A 16,218-nucleotide genomic window follows, 5' to 3' on the forward strand; every position below is an offset into this window, starting at 1 on the left:
TAGTGACGGGGAGGAAGAGGCTAAGACCTCCTGAACCCCGTCGGCCCGCCATAGAGATAGCCGATGCGGTCGATCGCGTCCTTCAGCCCTTCGCGCGATACCAGCATGGTGTGGCCGTTGGCGTGGATCATGTCGCGGGCGTCGGTCATGATGGCGACGTGGCCCTTCCAGAACACCAGGTCGCCGCGCTTCAGCCCGGCATAATCCGGGCCGGGATCGAGCGGTTCGCCAAGGCCTGCCGCCTGCATGTCGGAATCGCGCAGGACATTGCGGCCGGCCATGCGCATGGCCAGCTGCACAAGGCCCGAACAGTCGATGCCGAAGCCGGAGGTGCCGCCCCAGAGATAGGGCGTGCCGAGAAACATCTCGGCCACCGCGACGTAGTCGTGAGCCACGTCGCCAAGCGGGCGCAGATGGCCGGCGATCAGCGCCTCACCGGAGGGCAGCAACGCATAGTACGTGCCGCGCGTTTCGGCAGTGCCGGTCACTGTCACCGTCGAGCCCATCGACAATTGCCCGCTGATCGGGAAGCGCAGATCGGCGCCGGGATAGAGGAAGGTGCGCGGCGCCGCGACAATATGGGTGGGCACATGCTCGCGAGCACCCAACATGGTGGCACCGACATAGCCGACATAGCCGTCGCGTTCGGCCTGGACCCAGGCCCAGCCTTCGGCTTCCTCGAAGACAAGCACATCGTCACCAAACAGCACCTGCGTGTTGACGCCCGCGTCGGGGCGCGGCGCCTTGCGGATATCGGCCACGGAGGCCGCGATGCGCGCCGGACGGCCGGTGACGAAGCGATCGGCCGATACCTCGCCTTTCAGCCTGGCATCGGCGAGGTCGGAACGGAAGGCGTGAAGGCGGGCATCCCTGGCAGTCAAATCATCAATCCAGCTAATGGTAATCGGTCAGATAGGCAATTCGTGAGCCTTGGCGACAATACCATCCCCGAAGCGCTCGACAAAGAGCGCGCCTTCGACGGTGCGCCTGATCAGCACGTTGCGCTTGTCGAGCTCGTCGCGATGGCGCGACACCAGCTTCAGCGCGCCCATCGTATCCAGCGCGCGGGTGATGACCGGCTTGGTGACGTTGAGCCGGGCTGCCAGGCCGCGCACTGTATGCGGCGGCGGGTCAAGATAGATGGTGAACAGGATCGCCGTCTGGCGCATGGTGAGATCGGGCGCGTCATCGCGCACCTGCGACAGCATCACCTGCTGCCACAGTCGCATCGCCTGGCTCGGACGCATCGAAATCGACATCGCCCGAGCATGACGGCAAATTGTTTCGGTTCCGTTTCAGTTTGGAGGCCGTGCGCTATACCTCACGACCTCAGGCATAGCGCCTCGAAATGATCCGCTCCAGCGCACGGATGCCTTGCGCCTCGCCGCCGGCAGGGCCGTAAGGGCGGTCGGACGGATTCCAGGCAAAGATGTCGAAATGCGCCCAGCCCGGCGTCCGCTCGACAAAGCGTTTCAGGAACAGCGCCGCGGTGACCGAACCGGCAAAGCCGTCGGTGGTAACATTGTTGATGTCGGCGATCTTCGAGGCCAGCCTGGCATCGTAGGGCCGCCACAGCGGCATGCGCCACAACGGATCCTCGACGGCAACGGAGGCCGCCACCAATTCGGACGCCAGCGCTTCGTCGCCGGTGTAGAAAGGCGGCAGATCGGGACCGAGCGCGACGCGCGCGGCGCCTGTCAGCGTCGCCATGTCGATCAACAGTTCAGGCTCCTCATCATCGGCCAGCGCCAGTGCATCCGCCAACACCAGCCGCCCTTCGGCATCGGTGTTGCCGATCTCGACGGTGGTGCCCTTGCGGCTGGTCAGCACATCGCCAGGCCGGAACGCATTGCCGGCAATGGAATTCTCAACCGCCGGGATCAGGACGCGCAGCCTTACCTTCAACCCGGCAGCCATGATCATCGAGGCCAGGCCCAGAACATTGGCGGCGCCGCCCATATCCTTCTTCATCAACAGCATGCCCGACGACGGCTTGATGTCGAGACCCCCTGTGTCGAAACAGACGCCCTTGCCGACCAGCGTCACCTTCGGCGCATCGGCCCGTCCCCAAATCATGTCGATCAGGCGCGGCGCGCCGATGGAGGCGCGGCCGACCGCATGAATCATCGGAAAATTCTGCTTGAGCAGATCGTCGCCCTTGATCACCGACACCTCGGCCTTGTGTGTCGCCGCCAAGGCCCGCACGGCCTTTTCCAACTCGTCCGGTCCCATGTCACTGGTCGGCGTATTGACGAGATCGCGCGTCAGGAAGACGCCGTCGGCGATGCGGCGGACACGGCCCGCATCGGCGCCGGACGGCATCGCAAAGCGCAATGCCTTGCCCGGTTTCTTGCCGTATCGGGTGAAGACATAGCCGCCGAGAACCAGGGCTATGGCCGAGAGTTCCGGCTCGGCATGCGCCGAGGCAAGGTACCAGTCGCCTTCCGGCAGGGCTCTCGCCAGCGCACCGATGGCCAGTGCGCCCTCGCCTTCGCCGATGCCGAACAGCGCGCCGGCAAGCGCGCCGTTTTCGCCGGGCACGGCGAGCGTCCTGCCGGCTTCGCCGGAAAAGCCGTTGGCGGCCGCCCAGGTGATCGTGGAAGGCGAAAGCCCCAAGGCCTCCAGGCCATCCCTCGCGACCAGATGGACGGGCAAAGCAGTGTTTAGTGTCTCGACGAGTTCGACGGGCATTCGATGGTCTCCGCGCAGGCTTGCAAGTCGTCCCCAGTCACCTGACAGGGACGTCGAATGATTTCAACCTCTATGCACAGAGGCCAGGCATAGGAAAATGCCAAGCCAATGGCTTCCGGCGGGCGGCGTACCGATCTCAACGGGCCACTTTTTAACTATCCGTTAGGGTTAACAGAATATTTCTGGGGGAATGAAGACGGCCACGCAATGGCCGCGCGCAGGAATGGAGAGCCCCGTGCCGATGCCGACCAACCGCAGGATGAACGTCACGGGCAAACGGTTGGTCACCACGGCGTTGCTGATGGCGCTCGCGGCCGGTGTTGCCGGGTGCGGAACCAGCAAGCTCACGACCGGCTCGATCGGGCGCACCAGCGGCAAACCGCTGGAAACCATGTCGGCCAGCGAGTTGCACAGCGCGACCACGCGGCTCGGCGAATCCTACGCAAAAAATCCCAACGACAAACGGCTGGCGACAAATTTTGCGGCGGCGCTGCAGATGGACGGCGATGCCGACCAGTCGCTTGCCGTGATGCGCAAGCTGGCGATCGCCTACCCCAAGGATCGCGACGTGCTCGCCGCCTATGGCAAGGCGCTCGCCGCCAACGGCCAGTTTGAGTCCGCGCTCGACGCGGTGCGCCGGGCGCAGACCCCGGAATATCCGGACTGGCGGCTGATGTCGGCCGAGGCTGCCATCCTCGACCAGATCGGCCAGAAGGATGAAGCGCGCCAGGATTACCGCAAGGCGCTGGACCTCAAGCCAAACGAGCCTTCGATCCTTTCCAATCTCGGCATGTCCTATGTGCTGGAAGGCGATCTGCGCACCGCCGAGACCTATATGCGCTCGGCCGCCCAGCAACCGAACGCCGACAGCCGGGTGCGCCAGAACCTGGCGCTGGTCGTGGGACTTCAGGGCCGTTTCGACGAGGCCGAGAAGATCGCCTCGCAGGAGCTTTCGCCCGAACAGGCGCAAGCCAATGTGGCCTACCTTCGCCAGATGCTTGCCCAGCAGAACGCCTGGAGCCAGCTCAAGGATCAGGACAAGGGCAAGCCGGCGACCAACTGAGCGCCGAATACACCTCCGCGCGGCGCAAAATCCATTCGCATCAAAGCTGAAAACCGAGAGCCGCATTGCATCAGCAACGCGGCTCTTTCGTATGGCTGCAACGAAGCCTACTGGCTTGAGGAATTGTGCTGGTCGCCGAAGATGCCGCGCTGGCTGACCTGCATGCCGGCCGGTCCAAGAATGATGGCGAACAACACCGGCAGGAAAAACAGGATCATCGGCACGGTGAGCTTCGGCGGCAGGGCGGCGGCCTTCTTCTCGGCCGCATTCATGCGCATATCGCGACTTTCCGAGGCCAGCACGCGCAATGCGTGCGCCACGGGCGTGCCGTAGCGCTCGGCCTGGACCAGCGCCTGGGACACCGACTTCACCGATTCCAGACCGGTACGAGCCGCGAGGTTTTCATAAGCCTGCTTGCGCTCCTGCAGATAAGAGAGTTCGGCATTGGTCAGCACGAACTCCTCCGCCAACGCCACCGACTGCGAGCCGATCTCATCGGCGACCCTGCGCATTGCAGCCTCTACCGACATGCCCGACTCGACGCAGATCAGCATCAGGTCGAGCGCATCCGGCCACGCCTGCTGGATCGACTGCTTGCGCTTGGCGGCACGGTTGTTGACGTAAAGGATCGGCGCGTAGAAACCGGCATAGGCGACAAGGATGCAGACGAACACCTTCACGAAAGCCGGCCGGTCCGGCAGCCCGCCGAGCACGAACAGATAGATCGCCGCCAGCGCGAAACCGACAAAGGGCAGGACCAGGCGGAAAAACAGGAAGCGCGTCAGGGGGTTCTGGCCACGAAAGCCCGCCACTTTGAGCTTCTGCAGCGTGCCTTCATCGGCCAGCGCACGCCGCAGGTCCAGCCTGTCGACGATGTTACGCATGCCGATAGACTGTTCCTCGCGCAGGCCCTTGCGGCGGCGATCGGCTTCGTTGGCCAGCCGCGCGCGCTGCTTGGCGCGCAGTTCGTCCCGCTCCAGCGCCACCGATTTCATGCGTGCCTTGAGCTGATTGCCACCCAGGGCCGGCAGCAGCGTGAAGACGGTCGCGAACACCGCGATGCCGACCAGCAATGCGATCAGGAAGGCAGGATCGGTCAGCGATTTGACGACTTGGTCTGTCATTCGTTTTCAGTCTTTTCGTTCGAGCTTTCCGAAGTCGGGCCTAAACCTCAAAGTTCATCATCTTGCGCATCACCAGAATGCCGATCGACATCCAGACGCCGGAACAGCCGAGGATCAGATTGCCGGTGCTGGTGGTGAACAACGGCATGATGTAATTCGGGCTCGACAGGTAGACGAGAAGGGCGACGACAAAAGGCAGCGCGCCGATGATGACGGCCGAGGCCTTCGCTTCCATCGACAGCGCCTGGACCTTGGCCTTCATCTTCTTGCGATCGCGAAGCACGCGCGAAAGGTTGCCCAGCGCCTCGGAGAGATTGCCGCCGGCCTGCGACTGGATCTGGATGACGATGCCGAAGAAGCTTGCCTCGCTGCATGGCATGGTTTCGGCCATGCGCAAGGTGGCATCGGGGATGGACATGCCAACCTGCTGTGAATCGACGATGCGGCGGAACTCGGTCTTGACCGGCTCCGGCGATTCATTGGCGATCAGGCGAATGGCGTCGTTGAGCGGCAGGCCGGACTTGACGGCGCGCACTATGATATCGAGGGCGTTGGGAAATTCGTTGAGGAACGCCTTGACCCGGCGCGCGCGGCGAAGCGAGACGAACCAGCGGGGCAGGCCGAGCGCGCCGGCCAGCAGCGCGCCTGGCAAGACCAGCAGCGGCGCGCCGGCGAAATAGGCAAGCGCCGTCAGCGCGATGCCGCAAAAGAGGGAGTAGAGATAGAAACGCTCAATCGAGACCTGCATGCCGGCCTGACGGAGCTGGGCCTTCAGCGGCGGCTTCTTGACAACGCGTTCGGTGGTCTTCTGCTTTTCGTCGAGCTGTTTCAATGAATCCTGGACGGATTTGCGCCGCTTGGCCGCCTCCGCGACACGGTCGCGTGAAGCCTTGACGACCGAACGATCGGTCTCGGCGGCTTTGATCGTCTCGAGCCGCTTGCCGGCCTGCTTCTCGTTGCTCATCTGGGTGAACAGGAAGGCATAGGCGACCGCGCCGGCGCTGAAGCCGGCGAGCACGATGAACGCCAGTACGGTGGTGTCAATTCCGAACATCAACCTTGGTCCCCACGCCTCCAGATGTGTCAGTCAGCGCGTTTCTCCATCGATTCCAGCGCATTGGCGAGGCGCTGTTCCTCGCCGTAGTAGCGGGCACGATCCCAAAAATGCGGACGGCCAATGCCGGTCGACACATGCTCGCCCAGCAGCCTGCCGTTCGAGTCCTCGCCCTTGATGTTATAGAGCACGAGATCCTGCGTGATGATGACGTCGCCTTCCATGCCGATCACCTCGGTGATGTGGGTGATGCGGCGCGACCCGTCGCGAAGGCGTGCTGCCTGGATGATGACATCGATGGAGCCGACGACGATTTCGCGCACGGTCTTCTGCGGCAGTGAATAGCCGCCCATGGCAATCATCGATTCGATACGGTTCAGACATTCGCGCGGACTGTTGGAGTGGATCGTTCCCATCGAACCGTCATGGCCGGTGTTCATCGCCTGCAGCAGGTCAAAAACCTCCGGTCCGCGCACTTCGCCGACGATGATGCGTTCGGGCCGCATGCGCAGGCAGTTCTTGACCAGGTCGCGCATGGTCACCTCGCCTTCACCCTCGAGATTGGGCGGGCGGGTTTCGAGACGCACCACATGCGGCTGCTGCAGTTGCAGCTCGGCCGAGTCCTCGCAGGTGATGACGCGTTCCTCGCGGTCGATATAGTTGGTCAGGCAGTTGAGCAGCGTCGTTTTGCCGGAGCCGGTACCGCCGGAGATGACGATGTTGCAGCGGACGCGGCCGATGATCTTGAGGATCTCGGCGCCCTGCGGCGAGATGGCGCCGAACTTGACCAGCTGATCGAGCGTCAGCTTGTCCTTCTTGAACTTGCGGATGGTGAGCGCTGTGCCGTCGATGGACAGCGGCGGGGCGATGACGTTGACGCGGGAACCGTCGGGTAGGCGGGCGTCGCAGATCGGGCTCGATTCGTCGACGCGGCGGCCAACCTGGCTGACGATGCGCTGGCAGATGTTGAGCAGTTGCTGATTGTCGCGGAAGCGGATGCCGGTCTGTTCGACCTTGCCGTTGACTTCGATGTAGACGTTCTTGGAGCCGTTGACCATGATATCGGCGATATCGTCGCGGGCAAGCAACGGCTCCAGCGGGCCGTAGCCCAGCACGTCGTTGCAGATGTCTTCGAGCAGCTCTTCCTGCTCGGCAATCGACATTGCGAAATTTTTGATGGCGATGATGTCGTTGACGATATCGCGGATTTCCTCGCGCGCGCTCTCGGGATCGAGCTTGGCGAGCTGCGACAGGTCGATGGTGTCGATAAGCGCGGAGAAGACCTGACTCTTGGTGTCGTAGTAGGTCTCGCTGCGTTCGCGCTGGACCTTTCTTGCCGGCTCCGGCGCCATCGGCGGTGCCTCAACAGCACGGCGAGCGGGCGGCATTGCCGGCGCAGCAGACGGCGACGCTGCGGCGGGCCGGGAAAGAACGGCCGTGTCCGCGGGCTTTGCAGCCGCCGGCGCCGCGGGTGGCGGTGCTGGCTGACGGAATTCCGGGGTGGACCGGCTGCCGTCGTCGGAGCCTCTTTTACCAAACATGATCGACTACCAATTCCGCTTGAGAAGCGTCATTTCTTGTTACGCGAGAGCTTGCCGAGCAGGCCGCCAAGGCCTGCCTTCTTCTTGGCCTTGATTTCGCTGCGACCGGTCAGCACATGCGCGATTTCATTGATCATCCCGACGACCGGGCTCTTGGCATCCATCTCGCCCAGCATGCGGCCGTTGTTGGAGGCGTTTCCAAACAGCAACGGGTCGAAGGCGATCACCGACATCGGCGTGATGCCGAGCGGCTCGGCGAAGTCGGAAGCTGATATTTCGGGTCGTTTCGGCACCCCGGCCTGATTGATGATGAGCTTCGGCGGCGCATCGTTCGGGCGAAGCCGCGTCAGCATATCGACCATATTCTTGGTGTTGCGCAAATTGGCCAGTTCTGGTGTCGCCGTGATGACGATCTCGTCGGCCTTCATCAGTGTGTTCTTGGTCCAGCCGGTCCAGACATGGGGGACGTCGAGCACCAGCAGCGGCACGCTACGCTGCGCGGTGTCGATGAGTTGTGTGAAGGCCTCGGGATCAAAGTCGTAGACCCGCTCCAGAGTGGAGGGCGCGGCAAGCAACGACAGATGCTCGGCGCATTGGGCAAGCAACCGGTCGAGATAGACCTCGTCGACGCGTTCGGGTGAAAACACGGCCTCGGCTATGCCTTGCGCCGGGTCCTGGTCGAAATTGATGTTGGCCGTCCCGAAAGCCAGGTCGAGATCGGCGACGACCACTTCCGACTTGAACAGTGATGACATCGCCCACGCCACATTGTGGGCGATGGTCGAGGAGCCGACGCCGCCCTTGGCGCCGATGAAGGCAATCGAGCGGCCGATCGGCTCAGCCTCCGGATCGACGAAGATCGACGACACCACGGAGACGACATCGGCCATCGACACCGGCGCGATGACATATTCGGAAATACCGAAGCGGATGAGTTCGCGGTAAAGCCCGACATCGTTGTAGTGGCCGATCACCACGACTTTCGAGGAGGGATCGCAATATTCGGAAAGCTGGGCAAGCTGCTCCAGCAACTGCTTCGGTTCGCTGCGCGACTCCAGCAGGATCAGGTTCGGCGTGGGAGCCGACTGGTAGAATTCGATCGCCGTGGCGATGCCGCCCATATGCACTTTCAGATGCGCCTTCGCCATGCGGCGATCCTCGCCGGCCCGCTCCACCGGATGCGCGACACCTTCGGTCTCGCAAAATGCCTGGATCGAAATACGCGGGACCGGCCGCAGCGCCTGCATCGCGGCAATATCTGATTGCGAGCTGTCGCCGCCGTCTACGGGCGCGTCGTAGGCAAGATTGCTCATCGTCATGTTCTTTCCGTGACTTCTCTTTCCGGTCTCTACGCGGGACTGGCGCTCCTAGTACGTCACTTCCGAATTGCCGAGGAACTCGTCCGAAATACCCCTACCGCGATAGACGTCGATCACCGCACCGCGGTTCTCGGCGTCGATATCGGTCGACTTTCTTGGCCCCAGCAGATCGGCCGGATTGGCGAGCTGCGCGGCGAGGTTGTTCTGAGACGAGCAGCCGTAATCGGCGTAGTGCTTGTTTTCCGAGGTCTCGAACAAGTCCTCGGGCCAGCGCCCGCATTTGTCGGTTTGGGCTCTCACCGAAATATAGGAGACGCGGATAGGCGCCGAGGCTTCCGGGGAAACCGACTGATAGGAGGTCACGACGATCCGGTTTCGCTTGATGCCGCTGGCAACCGCCAGCCTGGCGAAATCGCGCGCCGCGGCGGTCGCTGCCACCTCATTGGCCGAGCCGATGGGGGTTGCGATCGTCAGCGCCGGGGCAGCGCTCTTGTCGTAGCCGTCGAGGAAGCCGAGAAGCGTATCGCGCTGCGAGCCGGTCATGCCGCGATCACCGGCGCCGACCGGAAGGTCGATCTTCTGGTTCTTCTCGGCAATCACGATCGGATGCGTGGTGCGATAGTCATCGGGAATTGCCCCAACGGTGATGCTGTCGCGCTTGGCGCATCCGGAAAGCGAGGCCGCGATCGCGATCGCCAGGATCGGCATTGCCGATCGGCGGATCCGGGCACGACCGGACCGCATTGTTGCGGCGACCGCCATTGCCTTCGATGCTGACTGAGACATGTCCGCTCCCCGCTTACTTGTAGATGAAGCCAACAACGCCGTGGTAGCGGCCGTTGGGCTTGTCGGTCTGCATGGTGCCGTAGACGCGGTTGACGCGGCCAAGGAACATGGCCGGGCCATCGCCGGCAGCATTGAAATTGTCGTCCGGCTTGGCCAGGTCGTTGCGCGCCACCGGCCGCGCCAGATAGGGCGTGATGATGATGACCAGCTCGCTTTCGTTGCGGACGAAATCGCGGCTGCGGAACAGCGTGCCGAGCACCGGGATCTTGGCCAGGCCGGGCAAGCCCGATACGGCCTGGCGGACGTCGTCGCGAACGAGGCCGGCGATCATCATCGAGCCGCCTGACGGCAATTCGACGGTGGTGTCGGCAAGTCGCTTGCGGATCGACAGGAGCGTCGTGCCGGGCAAGCTGCCGAGGCCTTCCAGGGTGGTCGAACCTTCCATGGTCGGCTCAGACACGGACGTCCTGACCTTGAGGCTGATCCGCCCCGCCGACAGCACCACGGGCTGGAACTCCAGGCCGATGCCGTATTCGAGCTTTTCGTTGGTATAGGTTACCGGTGCGGTGCCCGTACGTGCGGTGATAAGATTGAATTCGCCGCCGGCCCTGAACGTTGCCTTCTCGCCCGAAACCGCCGTGAGGGTCGGTTCGGCAAGCGTCTTCATGACGCCGCTTTGCTCCATGGCGTTGATGTAGGCTTGAAGGCCATTGCCTTTCCCGTCACCCAGCAGATTCAGCGCCGAATTCTGCGAAAGCGGTTTGCCCAGCCCGTAGTTGGGCGAGCTCAGCGCACTGTAGGAAATGCCGTCGATGCTGCCTCTGCCGACCATGTTGACGCCGAGCTGTTTCATCACCGAGCGGCTGACTTCGGCCACGGTTACCTTCAGCGTCACCTGGTCGTCGCCGATGATCTGCAGCAGATTGACGATCTTCGAGACCCGTCGTTCGGCATCCGGATTGTCGATGTCGACGCCGCCATTGGCCGAGCCGCCGGCCGCTGTCTGCGAATACTGGCCGGTTGTCGCTTCACCGCCGGACACGAAGATGGTTGCCAGATCGACGGCGCGTTTGGCATCGAGCGGCGTATCCACCGTGCCGGTCAGGACGACGTTGTCGTTCAGCAGTTCAACCTTGATCTCGGCGTTCGGAAGGAAGCGCTTGAGGTAGTCCTCCAATCCGGCGACGTCGCGTTCGACGGCCAGATCCAGGCTGACGATCTGCTCGCCATTGGGACCGAAGACGAAGATGTTGGTTTCGCCCACTGCCTTGCCGAACAGATAGATGCGCCTTGCCGTGCGAGTCACCGCATCGGCGACCGCGGGGTTGGCGACGAGGATGTCGTAGGCATCGCTCGGCAGGTCGATGACCACCGATTTGTTGAGGCCGAGCTTGACCCGTTGCGTGGCCGTCGAAGCGGTAACCCCGGCGCTCTTGCCGGCGGCCTTGGCCTCGAGGAGGCCACTTGCATGGGCTCCGAGGAAAAGCAGGCCGATTGCCGCAGCCATGGTGACCGGCAGTTTAGCGATTAACCTCATTTCCTTGCCCCTACTTCGGAAACTTCGCCCGATTTGATCAACCGTACAGTTCCGCGCCGCCCATTGCCGGAAACGAGGTAGTCGGCTTCATCCGTACCTTTTTCATTGTTGTCGGTGATCGAGCGCAATGCCAGCGTCAGGCGATCGGCCATCTGCTGGGCGACAGTGATGATCTCGGCCTGCTGCGGCGTCAGCTCCAGCGTCGCGGTCTGTCCAACCCTGGTCTTCTTGCCTTCCTCGTCCTCTTGGATGGTCTGGTCGATCGCCAGGACCCGGATGTTCTTAAGGATTGTTTCTGTGGTGAATCCGCTGCCGGCGTTGCCGGTGTCGGATCTGCGGGTCATGATGACGTCGACAAAATCGTTGGGCAGGATAAAGCCGCCTGCCGACGTATCGGCCGAGATCGCAGTGGCGACGGCCCGCATGCCGCTCGGCAGGATCGACGACATGAAGCTCTGCCCCTCGCCGATCAGCTTGGAGCGCCGCAACGGCTCGCCGGTGTACATCGCGACGCGGGCAACTGAGCCTTTCAGCTTCTCCAGCGCGTCGGGTTCGACGGCGCGGGTGATGAAATTTGCGTTGATCCCTTCGGCCGGCCAGGACTCCCAGCTGATGTTGTTCTCAAGCGGACTGCCCATGGCGACGTCGCCGGAAAGCACGAGCACATCTTGCAAGGCGATTGCAGGCGCCTGAGGCGCGTCGACGACGACCTGTTGGGGCGGCGAGACCGCCACCATGTTCTTTGCAACGTAACCTGCACCACCCGCCGCAGCCACCGCCACGCCCAGAATGATCAGTCGGGATGCTGGCATCTGTCCGAACCCTCGCCTTTAGGCAAACCACCTAGCCAGGCCGGACTTTGCAGCGGCAATCGTCAAAACAAGGTTAATATAATGCTTACGATCGTGATTAATTTAAGGTTTACATAAATTGGACACATCCAACGCTGCGACAACAAAAAGGCGGCCAAGCCGCCGGCCAAGCCGCCTCTTTTCATCGATGCCGGAGCGGCAAAGAGGTTCGCTGTATCAGCTCGCCAGCCTTGCCAATGCCCATACCATCAAAGGTGAATCCGGATAGGTCAGCAGCCCGCCAATGCCGAGTGCAATGCCGTAGGGAACGCCAGTCGTGTCGTCGGCGAAATGGCGCAGGAACGGATTGTGGCTGGTATAAGTCGCCAGCGGCGATTTCCGATAGAGAAGGATGGCGAGCGTCAGCAGACCACCAATGAACGTCGAGATGACGAGATACTCGACAAGGTGAGGGCTGAACCCCATCCAGACGGCGGTGCCGGCCAGCAGCTTGGCGTCGCCGCCCCCCATGCCGCCAAGCGCAAACAGACCGAACGTCACGGCCAGCACCATGGCCCCGGCAGCGAAATGCCAGCCATAGGTTGCCCAGTCCATGCCCGTCAACGGCGCAACCAGGGCAAATACCGCCAGCAGCAACACCGGTACGCGATTGGCGATCGTCATCGACAGCATGTCGGAGATCGCGGCAAAGAGCATGCAGAAGGGAAAGACGACGAAGATCAGGGCTTCAAGCATCGGCGCGGCGCCTTGGTCAAATTGTACCGGACTTCAGCCTAGACAGGTTCGATTAACGATTGATGAGGCAGCGATCTCAAATTCACAGGTATCGCCTGCGAATTGCGGATTCAGATCCTGCGCATCGCACAAATGAAACAAGGGCCGCAAACAGCGGCCCTTGTTCCCAAACAACCACTGATCCGTAAGTATTACGGAGCCTTGCCGGTCGAGACGGCGGTGGCGATGTCGTTGAACTTGACGCCCAGGGCGTTGCCGAGCGAACCAGCACCGACCATGATGGCAAGCGCGATGAGAGCGGCGATCAGACCGTATTCGATAGCGGTCGCGCCGGACTCGTCCTTCACGAAACGTGCGATGAGATTAGACATTCGAGAGCTCCTACTCCACGTGTTACAGCACTTCCGTCAACTTCTGTGTGGTGGTTGATCGGATGCTGCCAATCTAGGGAGAAGCTCTTTCAATCGGCTTAATAAACAGCCTTACCGATTCCTTTAGCGCTTCGAACAGCTTGCGTGGTTAACCGTAAACTAAACGCCGGACAGCGGCTCGCCTACCCGTGAAAAGGCCGCGAAAGCTGGAACTTCAGGGCTATCGACAGGACGCTCTTTATATTAGCCAGTGGCAAAATGCCTGCGAATATCCCAGGCCCGGTCATCGGCTTAACCGTTGGTTCACCAATCTCCTTCATGTTCCGTTGAACAAGTTGCCGTGGAGCGCCTCGATGACCGCCATGAAATCGTCATTCCTGCTTGCCGCGCTTCTCGCCGTTCCGGCCTTTGTGCTGCCGGCCAAGGCCGGAGCCGGCATCGAAGTGACGATGAACCAGGCCAAGATCGTCAAACTGACACGCCCAGCCGACACCATCGTGGTCGGCAATCCGGCGATTGCCGACGCATCCGTCCAGGATGCATCGACGATCGTGCTAACGGGCAAGGGGTTCGGCGTCACCAATCTGGTTGTCCTCGACCAGGAGGGCAGCCCAATCATCGACGAGCAGGTGACGGTGGTGCGCCAGGACGCGTCGTCGGTGCGTATCTACAGGCGCGCTTCGGTGCAGACCATGTCCTGCACGCCTTATTGCGAGAGCTCGTTCAAGAGCGAGTCGGAGAAGGCCTCCGAAGCCGAAATGAGCGCCGGCCAGTAAGCGCCCGGGCTGCTCGCTGTTTCATCGAAATGTCGCATCGGTTAGCGGCGGGTTAATGCCTTCCCGCCGAATTTAGCGGTCATCCAAACCGGACCTCAATGGGTTCTCGCTAATGTTGCTGACGGTACCGCATCAGGATCGGCAGGGACGTGACATGGGCGACGTTTTGGACGGGCGTTTGGACGAGGATTCAGGACGCGAGATCGCGAAGGGCAAGGCTGGACGCGTAACGTTTACCCGCGGCTTCCTTGGCGATCGTCGCGGCAGCACGGCGATGGAATTCGCCATGCTGGCGATCCCGTTTGCGCTTCTCGTCTTCGCCATCCTCGAGAGCTGCATTTCATTTGCCGGCCAGGAGGTGATGGCCAACATCACCGACGACGTTGCCCGCCAGGTACGCACCGGCCAGTTGAAGCCGGCCGACCTGACCGGAACCAAGCTCCGGGACCTCATCTGCACCAGACTGGAGATCATGGTCGCCAAGACCTGCCCCGGACTGCTGGTGGATCTGCGCGAATATCCGACCTTTGCCGATGCCGCCACGGCTGGCTTCAAGATCGTCAATGGCGAGATCGTGCTGACGCAAGGCACGAACTCGATGAGCTTAGCCGTGACGCCGGGCCTGGCGGAAACGAAGAATATGCTGCGGGTCTTCTACAAATGGCCGGTCATGACCGATTTCATGGCCAAATCGATGGCCAATCTGAAAGACGGCAACACGCTGCATTTCGCATCGGTGACCTGGCAGAACGAACCGTTCGACGACTGAGAACGCAGCGTCATTTTGGCTTAAAGGGAAACAGGCATGTATCGTGCGGGGGCGCATCAGGGGTTTTCGAGTATCTGGGCAAGAGCGATGCGATTCTGCTCGGATCGCCGCGGCGTCGCGGCCATCGAGTTCGCCTTCATCGTGCCTGTGCTCCTGGTCATGTATTTCGTGACCATGGAGGCCTCGCAGGCCATCGAGACCAGCAAGAAGGTCAGCCGCATCGGCTCCATGGTTGCGGATCTCGTGACGCAGCAGACGTCGGTCACGCAAGCAGACGTCGATGCGATCATGAAGATCGGTACCTCGACCCTGCAGCCCTACAACCGCTCAACGCCGAACATCATCGTCACGGCGATACAGATGACGGACGAGGCCTCGCCCACGGCAAGAGTAGTGTGGTCGCGCAAGGTGGTGAACGGCACCTATTCCGCCGACGCTAAGAAGGACGATCCAACCACGGTGCCCGCTACGCTTAGGATCAGGAACACTTTCCTTATCCGTGTCGAAAGCCAGCTCGGCTACCAGCCCATCATCGCATGGGACGTCGACAATGCGAAACGGGTTGGCTTGACCAGCTCCTTCTTCAGCACCATCAACATGGGCGAGACCTACTATCTCAGGCCGCGCCGGGTTCTGACGCTGCCCTGCAGCAACTGCTGATCCCCGGATCTATTGGCCGCTGCTATCCGACAGCAGGCGCACGATGGCTGTTGCCATCGCATAGTCGCCAGCGGCGGCTGATATGAAGCCGCCGGAATGTTTCGCTTCCACGAAGTCGTACACTTCCGGCGACTGCGATCGGAGATTGGTGAGGAAGACGGTCAGCCGGCGCTTGGCTTCGGGATCGAGATCGCTGCGGACGGCGTGGGGGCCGTATCGCAGTACATCGGAGGTCCAGATGATCTGGAGCGCGGCTTTTGGAATTCCCGCCGCCTCCAGCCGCGCCGCAGTGCCGTCCGGGTCAGTCGGCTGATCGCCAGCGATGGCGGTCCGGTTTTCCGCCGTGGCCCGCTCCCAGCCGAACACGGCATCGGCCTGGCCATCGACCAGCATCGCTTCGGCAGCGGCGGCCGAGCCGGCATGGGTGAGGAATGGCGCATCCTGGCTGATCTTGATGCCATCGGCGGCCAGCCCGGCGAGCGGCAGAAGAGAACCGCCGACATTATCGGAAGGCGCCATGGCGATGCGGTGCGTTTGCATGGCTGCAAGATCGGGAAGCTTGCTGTCGCGCGTCAAAAGCACGGAGCGGATGCCGGTGGCGCCGTCGGCATCGACCGGCGCCACCAGAGGTTCGACGCAGCCGCAGCGCTCCAAGGCGGTGGCGTAGGCGGTCGCCGAATAGACCGCGTACTGAATCCGGGCAGTGGCCTGTGCCTCGATCAGCGCCGCATAGTCATGCGCGACGACAAATTCCACCTTCATGCCAAGCGCCTTGCCGTAGGCGTCTGTCAGCAGGGCCAGACCCGGAACCGTGTTGCCTGAGCCCGGCTCGGCGACGATGCCGATCCGAAACGTCCCGATCTGGTCGCGCCAGTCGGCGTGCGCGGCGTGCGGCAAGGCCAGCAACGCCACGCTGGTCGCCAATGCCCTCCAACCCGGCCCTATGGCGAGATCCGCCCGTGTCATCGTTTCATGCCTCG

General features: G+C 62.2%; 17 protein-coding genes. 4 read left to right on the forward strand and 13 right to left on the reverse strand.

Annotated features, from left to right (window positions below):
* Positions 1-20 precede the first annotated feature (20 nt).
* The 3 genes from AC1D1L_RS01025 to AC1D1L_RS01035 form a co-directional block, all read right to left on the reverse strand.
* A complete protein-coding gene (locus tag AC1D1L_RS01025) occupies positions 21-881 on the reverse strand; it encodes a C40 family peptidase (protein ID WP_477338104.1) in 861 nt (286 codons plus the stop codon).
* A gap of 27 nt (positions 882-908) precedes the next feature.
* Positions 909-1,259 carry a MarR family winged helix-turn-helix transcriptional regulator gene (locus AC1D1L_RS01030; protein ID WP_181056278.1) on the reverse strand — a complete coding sequence of 117 codons (351 nt, stop codon included), beginning with the start codon at positions 1,257-1,259 and terminating at the stop codon, positions 909-911.
* A 70-nt stretch (positions 1,260-1,329) separates the two neighbouring features.
* Positions 1,330-2,691: a leucyl aminopeptidase family protein gene (locus AC1D1L_RS01035; RefSeq protein WP_477338106.1), complete on the reverse strand. Its 1,362-nt coding sequence runs from the start codon at positions 2,689-2,691 to the stop codon at positions 1,330-1,332.
* A gap of 241 nt (positions 2,692-2,932) precedes the next feature.
* On the opposite strand from AC1D1L_RS01035, the gene AC1D1L_RS01040 reads away from it, so the two are divergent.
* Positions 2,933-3,754: a tetratricopeptide repeat protein gene (locus tag AC1D1L_RS01040; RefSeq protein ID WP_352555966.1), complete on the forward strand. Its 822-nt coding sequence runs from the start codon at positions 2,933-2,935 to the stop codon at positions 3,752-3,754.
* Between the two features lie 107 nt (positions 3,755-3,861).
* On the opposite strand, the gene AC1D1L_RS01045 is transcribed toward AC1D1L_RS01040, so the two are convergent.
* From AC1D1L_RS01045 to AC1D1L_RS01085, 9 genes are all read right to left on the reverse strand, one after another.
* Positions 3,862-4,878 (reverse strand): type II secretion system F family protein, encoded by a 1,017-nt coding sequence (locus AC1D1L_RS01045; protein ID WP_477338108.1) that lies wholly within the window; start codon positions 4,876-4,878, stop codon positions 3,862-3,864.
* Positions 4,879-4,918: 40 nt separating this feature from the next.
* Positions 4,919-5,932 carry a type II secretion system F family protein gene (locus AC1D1L_RS01050; RefSeq protein WP_477338110.1) on the reverse strand — a complete coding sequence of 338 codons (1,014 nt, stop codon included), beginning with the start codon at positions 5,930-5,932 and terminating at the stop codon, positions 4,919-4,921.
* A 29-nt stretch (positions 5,933-5,961) separates the two neighbouring features.
* Positions 5,962-7,473, reverse strand: a complete 1,512-nt coding sequence (locus AC1D1L_RS01055) for a CpaF family protein (RefSeq protein ID WP_477338112.1) — start codon at positions 7,471-7,473, stop codon at positions 5,962-5,964.
* Positions 7,474-7,502: 29 nt separating this feature from the next.
* Positions 7,503-8,786 (reverse strand): CpaE/TadZ family protein, encoded by a 1,284-nt coding sequence (locus AC1D1L_RS01060; protein ID WP_436257976.1) that lies wholly within the window; start codon positions 8,784-8,786, stop codon positions 7,503-7,505.
* A gap of 54 nt (positions 8,787-8,840) precedes the next feature.
* A complete protein-coding gene (locus tag AC1D1L_RS01065) occupies positions 8,841-9,578 on the reverse strand; it encodes a CpaD family pilus assembly protein (protein WP_477338113.1) in 738 nt (245 codons plus the stop codon).
* A 13-nt stretch (positions 9,579-9,591) separates the two neighbouring features.
* A complete protein-coding gene (locus AC1D1L_RS01070; protein WP_477338115.1) occupies positions 9,592-11,115 on the reverse strand; it encodes a type II and III secretion system protein family protein in 1,524 nt (507 codons plus the stop codon).
* A complete protein-coding gene (gene cpaB / locus AC1D1L_RS01075) occupies positions 11,112-11,927 on the reverse strand; it encodes a Flp pilus assembly protein CpaB (RefSeq protein ID WP_477338117.1) in 816 nt (271 codons plus the stop codon). The genes AC1D1L_RS01070 and cpaB overlap by 4 nt, the downstream gene beginning before the upstream one ends.
* 216 nt (positions 11,928-12,143) lie before the next feature.
* On the reverse strand, positions 12,144-12,662 hold the full coding sequence (locus tag AC1D1L_RS01080) for an A24 family peptidase (protein ID WP_477338119.1): 519 nt from the start codon (positions 12,660-12,662) through the stop codon (positions 12,144-12,146).
* 191 nt (positions 12,663-12,853) lie between these two features.
* On the reverse strand, positions 12,854-13,033 hold the full coding sequence (locus tag AC1D1L_RS01085; protein ID WP_477338120.1) for a Flp family type IVb pilin: 180 nt from the start codon (positions 13,031-13,033) through the stop codon (positions 12,854-12,856).
* 353 nt (positions 13,034-13,386) lie between these two features.
* Between AC1D1L_RS01085 and AC1D1L_RS01090 the strand changes: the two genes are divergently transcribed.
* From AC1D1L_RS01090 to AC1D1L_RS01100, 3 genes are all read left to right on the forward strand, one after another.
* The gene (locus tag AC1D1L_RS01090; protein WP_352555265.1) at positions 13,387-13,809 is read left to right on the forward strand and encodes a pilus assembly protein N-terminal domain-containing protein; all 423 of its coding nucleotides are present in this window, start codon (positions 13,387-13,389) and stop codon (positions 13,807-13,809) included.
* Positions 13,810-13,963: 154 nt separating this feature from the next.
* Positions 13,964-14,578, forward strand: coding sequence for a TadE/TadG family type IV pilus assembly protein (locus tag AC1D1L_RS01095; protein WP_477338122.1), 615 nt, complete (start codon positions 13,964-13,966; stop codon positions 14,576-14,578).
* Positions 14,579-14,614: 36 nt separating this feature from the next.
* Positions 14,615-15,238, forward strand: coding sequence for a TadE/TadG family type IV pilus assembly protein (locus AC1D1L_RS01100; protein ID WP_477338124.1), 624 nt, complete (start codon positions 14,615-14,617; stop codon positions 15,236-15,238).
* Positions 15,239-15,247: 9 nt separating this feature from the next.
* On the opposite strand, the gene AC1D1L_RS01105 is transcribed toward AC1D1L_RS01100, so the two are convergent.
* Positions 15,248-16,204, reverse strand: a complete 957-nt coding sequence (locus AC1D1L_RS01105; RefSeq protein WP_477338126.1) for a phosphate/phosphite/phosphonate ABC transporter substrate-binding protein — start codon at positions 16,202-16,204, stop codon at positions 15,248-15,250.
* Positions 16,205-16,218: the final 14 nt, after the last annotated feature.

This window comes from Mesorhizobium sp. P2_D6 (genome assembly GCF_056404315.1).